Origin of the sequence: Burkholderia sp. E168m23 (assembly GCF_016586125.1) — a bacterium.
In the GTDB taxonomy this organism is placed as follows: domain Bacteria; phylum Pseudomonadota; class Gammaproteobacteria; order Burkholderiales; family Burkholderiaceae; genus Burkholderia; species Burkholderia orbicola.
Map to the genome: position 1 here is coordinate 1 of NZ_BCPP01001050.1, position 2317 is coordinate 2317.

Consider the following 2317-nt stretch of genomic DNA (forward strand, 5'->3'; position numbering starts at 1 on the left):
GGCTATGTGAAGAAGAGCCTCGGCCACTACGTGCAGAACACCGGGCAGACTGACCTCGTGTTCCTCGAGATTTTCAAGACCGACCGCTATGCGGAGGTGTCGTTGTCCGACTGGCTCGCGCATACGCCGCCGCAGCTCGTCGAAGCGCACCTGAACGTCGCACCGGACGTGATCGCGCAGTTTCCGCGCAATCGTCCCGACGTCGTGCCGCTGTAACGCCGCCGGCGTCTCGTCGTGGCCGGCATGCGGCTTGCTGCTGTGGCGAGCCGCGATCCCCGAATCGGCCTTCCTCATTCGAACGGAATAAATACTCACCATGATTCCCGTCGTCCCGAGCAAACCCGCCGGCGGCCTCGCGCTGCCGGGCCTGTCCACCGAGCCCACCGACGGCGCGGTGCGCGCCGCGCTCGAAGGGCGCCGCACCGGCGTCGCCGCGCTGCTGCCGTTCATCGGCCCGGCCGTGATCGCGTCGATCGGCTACATGGACCCCGGCAACTTCGCGACCAACATCCAGGCCGGCGCCGCATACGGCTACCGGCTGCTGTGGGTCGTGCTGGCCGCGAACGCGATCGCGATGCTGTTTCAGGCGATGTCGGCGAAGCTCGGCATCGTGACCGGCCGCAATCTCGCGGAGCTGTGCCGCGACCGTTTCCCCGCGCCGGTCGTGTGGGGGATGTGGATCGCATCCGAGATCGCCGCGATGGCGACCGACCTCGCCGAATTCCTCGGCGGCGCGCTCGCGTTCGGGTTGTTGTGCCACCTGCCGCTGTTCGCGGGGATGATCGCAACCGCGTTCGCGACCTGCGCGATCCTCGCGCTCGAAAAGCGCGGCTTCCGGCCGCTGGAAGCGGCGATCGCGGCGCTGGTCGGCGTGATCGGCGCGTGCTATCTCGGCGAACTGCTGATCGCGCCGCAGGACTGGCACGCGGCCGCGTTCCATCTGGTGGTCCCGCAGATTCCCGATCACGCGGCGCTGACGATCGCGGTCGGCATCATCGGCGCGACGATCATGCCGCACACGCTGTATCTGCATTCGGGCCTCACGCAGGATCGCACCGCGCCGCGCGACGACGGAGAGCGGCGGCGGCTCGTGCGTTTCTCGAACCGCGAAGTCGTGGTCGCGTTGGGGCTTGCCGGGTTCGTGAATCTCGCGATGGTGATGATGGCGTCGTCGGCGTTTCATGCGGCCGCGCCGGGCATGACCGACATCGGCGACGCGTATCACACGCTGATCCCGGTGCTCGGGCCGGCGGCCGGCGCGCTGTTTCTCGTCGCGCTGCTGACCTCCGGCGTGTCGAGCTCGGTGGTCGGCACGATGGCGGGGCAGGTCGTGATGCAGGGCTTCATCCGTCGCCGCCTGTCGATCTGGGTGCGGCGCGCGGTGACGATCGTGCCCGCGTTCATGGTGGTCGCGCTCGGCTGCGACGTCACGCGGGCGATGGTGGCCAGCCAGGTCGTGCTGAGTTTCGTGCTGCCGATGCCGATGATCGCGCTGCTGATACTGTCGGCGCGCGAAGACGTGATGGGCGCCTACGCGATGCGGATGCCGCTGCGGATCGTCGCCGGCGTGGCGACGGCCGTGATCGTCGGGCTGAATGCGTACCTGGTATGGGCGGCGTTCAATTGAACGGGTGCGGGCCGGCCGCTTACTGCCGCATGTCCGGCGCTTCGCGCAGCCGCCAGATCGCGTTGCATTGCTGGCCGCCGAGGCTCGTCGCGCGCAGCGTGACGACGGCGCCGGCCGCCACCTGGTACCAGAAATGCGCCATCAGTTCGGTGCCCTTGCGCTGCGCGTGGCCGTCGACGCGCACCTCGCACAGCAGCGGCGACGGCGAGCCGGACGGATGCGTGACGTAGACGTTCAGCCGCGCGATGTCGCGGGTCGCGGTGAACACGACTTCGTGGTTCCCGCTGCCGACGAGCATCGTGCCGCCCGGTTCGTCGAGCGCCTGCAGATAGGCGCCCGCGCTTGTCTCGAGCGCGGCGGACGCAACGGTCAGCCCGGCCGATCGCACGTAATCCGCCGCCGCGATGCGTGCGGCGAGTGCGTCGGACGGCGCCGGCGTGCCGTCCGACAGCGCGAACGGCGTGCCGTCGCGCAGTGCGGCGTCGGTGTGGTTCGCGTAGTAGCGCCACCGGTCGAGGAAGCGGATGTCGCCGGTCATGTGCAGCGCGCGGATCGGCTCGCCGTGATACCTGAGCGTCGTCTTGCCGCTGCCCGCGTCGAACGATTCGTGGATGCCGTACTTGCTGACGAAGTTCTGGACCGGGTCGAGCAACGCCGTTTCGCCTTGCGCGCTCCACAGATGCAGGAACG

Annotated in this window: 2 protein-coding genes and 1 pseudogene; 2 read left to right on the forward strand and 1 reads right to left on the reverse strand. The window is 69.0% G+C overall.

What is annotated here, in order from left to right; translation table 11 throughout:
- Positions 1–216: cupin domain-containing protein (locus JMF90_RS33850; RefSeq protein WP_374104317.1), on the forward strand; the 216-nt coding region annotated here is incomplete at its 5' end.
- A 100-nt stretch (positions 217–316) separates the two neighbouring features.
- Positions 317–1627 carry an Nramp family divalent metal transporter gene (locus JMF90_RS33855; RefSeq protein ID WP_011547530.1) on the forward strand — a complete coding sequence of 437 codons (1311 nt, stop codon included), beginning with the start codon at positions 317–319 and terminating at the stop codon, positions 1625–1627.
- A 19-nt stretch (positions 1628–1646) separates the two neighbouring features.
- On the opposite strand, the pseudogene JMF90_RS33860 reads toward JMF90_RS33855, so the two are convergent.
- Positions 1647–2317 (reverse strand): annotated as a pseudogene (locus JMF90_RS33860) (hypothetical protein); the annotation flags it as partial.